Origin of the sequence: Streptococcus sp. HMSC034E12 (genome assembly GCF_001835915.1) — a bacterium.
Taxonomy (GTDB): Bacteria; Bacillota; Bacilli; order Lactobacillales; family Streptococcaceae; genus Streptococcus; species Streptococcus vaginalis.
The window spans coordinates 1-5,315 of record NZ_KV826474.1; the positions used below are offsets into that span (position 1 = coordinate 1).

At 49.4% G+C, this 5,315-nt stretch carries 1 tRNA gene and 3 rRNA genes; all 4 read left to right on the forward strand.

The features are described from left to right. Positions 1-200 precede the first annotated feature (200 nt). The 4 genes from HMPREF2574_RS08735 (at position 201) to rrf (ending at position 5,314) form a co-directional block, all read left to right on the forward strand. A 16S ribosomal RNA gene (locus HMPREF2574_RS08735) occupies positions 201-1,756 on the forward strand. A gap of 54 nt (positions 1,757-1,810) precedes the next feature. Then, positions 1,811-1,883: transfer RNA gene (locus HMPREF2574_RS08740), tRNA-Ala, on the forward strand. A gap of 168 nt (positions 1,884-2,051) precedes the next feature. After that, positions 2,052-4,953: ribosomal RNA gene (locus HMPREF2574_RS08745) — 23S ribosomal RNA — on the forward strand. Between the two features lie 245 nt (positions 4,954-5,198). Then, positions 5,199-5,314, forward strand: a 5S ribosomal RNA gene (rrf, locus tag HMPREF2574_RS08750). The 16S, 23S and 5S rRNA genes sit together here with 1 tRNA gene alongside, the layout of an rRNA operon. The last annotated feature ends 1 nt before the right edge of the window (position 5,315 follow it).

Sequence of the window (5,315 nt, forward strand, 5' to 3'; positions counted from 1 at the left end):
AAAAAAAGATGAAAAAAGGTATTGACAAGAAGAGAAGGAGATGATATACTAAGATAGTTGTCACTTGAGGGGCGACAAAGACCTTTGAAAACTGAACAAGACGAACCAATGTGCAGGCGACTGTTTAAGAAGACAGTCCGTCAAACATTAAGAAGAAACAATAAATCTGTCAGTGACAGAAATGAGTGAGAGCTCAAACTTTATATGAGAGTTTGATCCTGGCTCAGGACGAACGCTGGCGGCGTGCCTAATACATGCAAGTAGGACGCACAGTTTATACCGTAGCTTGCTACACCATAGACTGTGAGTTGCGAACGGGTGAGTAACGCGTAGGTAACCTACCTATTAGAGGGGGATAACTATTGGAAACGATAGCTAATACCGCATAACAGTATGTAACACATGTTAGATGCTTGAAAGATGCAATTGCATCGCTAGTAGATGGACCTGCGTTGTATTAGCTAGTAGGTAGGGTAATGGCCTACCTAGGCAACGATACATAGCCGACCTGAGAGGGTGATCGGCCACACTGGGACTGAGACACGGCCCAGACTCCTACGGGAGGCAGCAGTAGGGAATCTTCGGCAATGGGGGGAACCCTGACCGAGCAACGCCGCGTGAGTGAAGAAGGTTTTCGGATCGTAAAGCTCTGTTGTTAAGGAAGAACGAGTGTGAGAATGGAAAGTTCATGCTGTGACGGTACTTAACCAGAAAGGGACGGCTAACTACGTGCCAGCAGCCGCGGTAATACGTAGGTCCCGAGCGTTGTCCGGATTTATTGGGCGTAAAGCGAGCGCAGGCGGTTAGAAAAGTCTGAAGTGAAAGGCAGTGGCTCAACCATTGTAGGCTTTGGAAACTGTTTAACTTGAGTGCAGAAGGGGAGAGTGGAATTCCATGTGTAGCGGTGAAATGCGTAGATATATGGAGGAACACCGGTGGCGAAAGCGGCTCTCTGGTCTGTAACTGACGCTGAGGCTCGAAAGCGTGGGGAGCGAACAGGATTAGATACCCTGGTAGTCCACGCCGTAAACGATGAGTGCTAGGTGTTAGGTCCTTTCCGGGACTTAGTGCCGCAGCTAACGCATTAAGCACTCCGCCTGGGGAGTACGACCGCAAGGTTGAAACTCAAAGGAATTGACGGGGGCCCGCACAAGCGGTGGAGCATGTGGTTTAATTCGAAGCAACGCGAAGAACCTTACCAGGTCTTGACATCCCAGTGACTGCCCTAGAGATAGGGTTTCCCTTCGGGGCACTGGTGACAGGTGGTGCATGGTTGTCGTCAGCTCGTGTCGTGAGATGTTGGGTTAAGTCCCGCAACGAGCGCAACCCTTATTGTTAGTTGCCATCATTGAGTTGGGCACTCTAGCGAGACTGCCGGTAATAAACCGGAGGAAGGTGGGGATGACGTCAAATCATCATGCCCCTTATGACCTGGGCTACACACGTGCTACAATGGCTGGTACAACGAGTCGCAAGCCGGTGACGGCAAGCTAATCTCTGAAAGCCAGTCTCAGTTCGGATTGTAGGCTGCAACTCGCCTACATGAAGTCGGAATCGCTAGTAATCGCGGATCAGCACGCCGCGGTGAATACGTTCCCGGGCCTTGTACACACCGCCCGTCACACCACGAGAGTTTGTAACACCCGAAGTCGGTGAGGTAACCGTAAGGAGCCAGCCGCCTAAGGTGGGATAGATGATTGGGGTGAAGTCGTAACAAGGTAGCCGTATCGGAAGGTGCGGCTGGATCACCTCCTTTCTAAGGAAAACGGAAGCCATTGAGTTTGTCTTGTTTAGTTTTGAGAGGTCTTGTGGGGCCTTAGCTCAGCTGGGAGAGCGCCTGCTTTGCACGCAGGAGGTCAGCGGTTCGATCCCGCTAGGCTCCATTAGGATAGAATCCTACTAAACTTAATAAAGAAGTTAAGTTGAATACGAGACTAACTATCCTAAATTTAGCACATTGAAAATTGAATAACGATATCAAATAGTAACAAGAAAATAAACCGAAAACGCTGTGAATATTAATGAGTATATGACTGAGAGGTCAAAAATAAGGTTAAGTTAGTAAGGGCGCACGGTGGATGCCTTGGCACTAGGAGCCGAAGAAGGACGTGACAAACGACGAAATGCCTTGGGGAGCTGTAAGTAAGCGTAGATCCAGGGATGTCCGAATGGGGGAACCCAACAGGTAGATACCTGTTACCCGTATCTGTTAAGGATATGAGGAGGAAGACGCAGTGAACTGAAACATCTAAGTAGCTGCAGGAAGAGAAAGCAAAAGCGATTGCCTGAGTAGCGGCGAGCGAAAGGGCAAGAGGGCAAACCGAGAAGTTTACTTCTCGGGGTTGTAGGACTGCGATGTGGATTTAAAGATTATAGAAGAAGACCTTGGGAAAGGTTGCCAGAGAGAGTAAGAGCCTCGTATTTTAAATAATCTTTATACCTAGCAGGATCCTGAGTACGGCGGGACACGAGGAATCCCGTCGGAATCTGGGAGGACCATCTCCCAACCCTAAATACTCCCTAGTGACCGATAGTGAACCAGTACCGTGAGGGAAAGGTGAAAAGCACCCCGGGAGGGGAGTGAAAGAGAACCTGAAACCGTGTGCCTACAACAAGTTCGAGCCCGTTAATGGGTGAGAGCGTGCCTTTTGTAGAATGAACCGGCGAGTTACGTTATGATGCGAGGTTAAGTTGAAGAGACGGAGCCGTAGGGAAACCGAGTCTGAAGAGGGCGGTATAGTATCATGATGTAGACCCGAAACCATGTGACCTACCCATGAGCAGGTTGAAGGTGAGGTAAAACTCACTGGAGGACCGCACCAGGGCACGTTGAAAAGTGCTTGGATGACTTGTGGGTAGCGGAGAAATTCCAAACGAACTTGGAGATAGCTGGTTCTCTCCGAAATAGCTTTAGGGCTAGCGTCGACAGAAAGATTCTTGGAGGTAGAGCACTGTTTGGGTGAGGGGTCCATCCCGGATTACCAATCTCAGATAAACTCCGAATGCCAATGAATTATGGTCGGCAGTCAGACTGCGAGTGCTAAGATCCGTAGTCGAAAGGGAAACAGCCCAGACCACCAGCTAAGGTCCCAAAATAATTGTTAAGTGGAAAAGGATGTGGGGTTGCACAGACAACTAGGATGTTAGCTTAGAAGCAGCTATTCATTCAAAGAGTGCGTAATAGCTCACTAGTCGAGTGACCCTGCGCCGAAAATGTACCGGGGCTAAAACAATTTACCGAAGCTGTGGATCCTTTAGGGGATGGTAGGAGAGCGTTCTATGTGTGGTGAAGGTGTACCGTGAGGAGCGCTGGAACGCATAGAAGTGAGAATGCCGGTATGAGTAGCGCAAGACAGGTGAGAATCCTGTCCACCGTAAGACTAAGGTTTCCAGGGGAAGGCTCGTCCGCCCTGGGTTAGTCGGGACCTAAGGAGAGACCGAAAGGTGTATCCGATGGCCAACAGGTAGAGATTCCTGTACTAGAGTATAGAGTGAAGGAGGGACGCAGTAGGCTAACTCAAGCGTGCGAATGGAAGAGCACGTCTAAGCAGTGAGGTGTGATAGGAGTCAAATGCTTCTATCTGTAACATTGAGCTGTGATGGGGAGCGAAGTTTAGTAGCGAAGTGAGTGACGTCACACTGCCAAGAAAAGCTTCTAGCGTTAATTTATACTCTACCCGTACCGCAAACCGACACAGGTAGTCGAGGCGAGTAGCCTCAGGTGATCGAGAGAACTCTCGTTAAGGAACTCGGCAAAATGACCCCGTAACTTCGGGAGAAGGGGTGCTGGCTTAAAGTCAGCCGCAGTGAATAGGCCCAAGCAACTGTTTATCAAAAACACAGCTCTCTGCTAAATCGTAAGATGATGTATAGGGGGTGACGCCTGCCCGGTGCTGGAAGGTTAAGAGGAGTGCTTAGACGTAAGTCGAAGGTATGAATTGAAGCCCCAGTAAACGGCGGCCGTAACTATAACGGTCCTAAGGTAGCGAAATTCCTTGTCGGGTAAGTTCCGACCCGCACGAAAGGCGTAATGATTTGGGCACTGTCTCAACGAGAGACTCGGTGAAATTTTAGTACCTGTGAAGATGCAGGTTACCCGCGACAGGACGGAAAGACCCCATGGAGCTTTACTGCAGTTTGATATTGAGTGTCTGTGCCACATGTACAGGATAGGTAGGAGCCAAAGAGATCGGGACGCCAGTTTCGATGGAGGCGATGTTGGGATACTACCCTTGTGTTATGGCCACTCTAACCCGGATAGGTGATCCCTATCGGAGACAGTGTCTGACGGGCAGTTTGACTGGGGCGGTCGCCTCCTAAAAGGTAACGGAGGCGCCCAAAGGTTCCCTCAGATTGGTTGGAAATCAATCGCAGAGTGTAAAGGTATAAGGGAGCTTGACTGCGAGAGCAACAACTCGAGCAGGGACGAAAGTCGGGCTTAGTGATCCGGTGGTTCCGTATGGAAGGGCCATCGCTCAACGGATAAAAGCTACCCTGGGGATAACAGGCTTATCTCCCCCAAGAGTTCACATCGACGGGGAGGTTTGGCACCTCGATGTCGGCTCGTCGCATCCTGGGGCTGTAGTCGGTCCCAAGGGTTGGGCTGTTCGCCCATTAAAGCGGCACGCGAGCTGGGTTCAGAACGTCGTGAGACAGTTCGGTCCCTATCCGTCGCGGGCGAAGGAAATTTGAGAGGATCTGCTCCTAGTACGAGAGGACCAGAGTGGACTTACCGCTGGTGTACCAGTTGTTCTGCCAAGAGCATCGCTGGGTAGCTATGTAGGGAAGGGATAAACGCTGAAAGCATCTAAGTGTGAAACCCACCTCAAGATGAGATTTCCCATAACGTTATGTTAGTAAGAGCCCTGAGAGAAGATCAGGTAGATAGGTTAGGAGTGGAAGTTGTGTGAGCAATGGAGCGGACTAATACTAATAGCTCGAGGACTTATCCGAGAAGAAGTAATGAGAACGTGAAGAAAAGCGTATGATTTTAGGGAATCTGCGCAGAAGTCATAGGGACTTCAAGCGGATTTATCTAAATCACTAGCTTTTTAGTTCGAATACAATTACTTAAGTAATGAAGGCAGATCTAGTAAGGATTTAGCCGGAGTACAATTTCATTGAGAAAGATAGCGTAGAGGTAAATCTTTTACAATTTGAGACGTTATTCAATTTTGAGTGTGTTAGATACTCAGCAGTTAAGTGACGATAGCCTAGGAGATACACCTGTACCCATGCCGAACACAGAAGTTAAGCCCTAGAACGCCGGAAGTAGTTGGGGGTTGCCCCCTGTGAGATAAGGTAGTCGCTTAGCA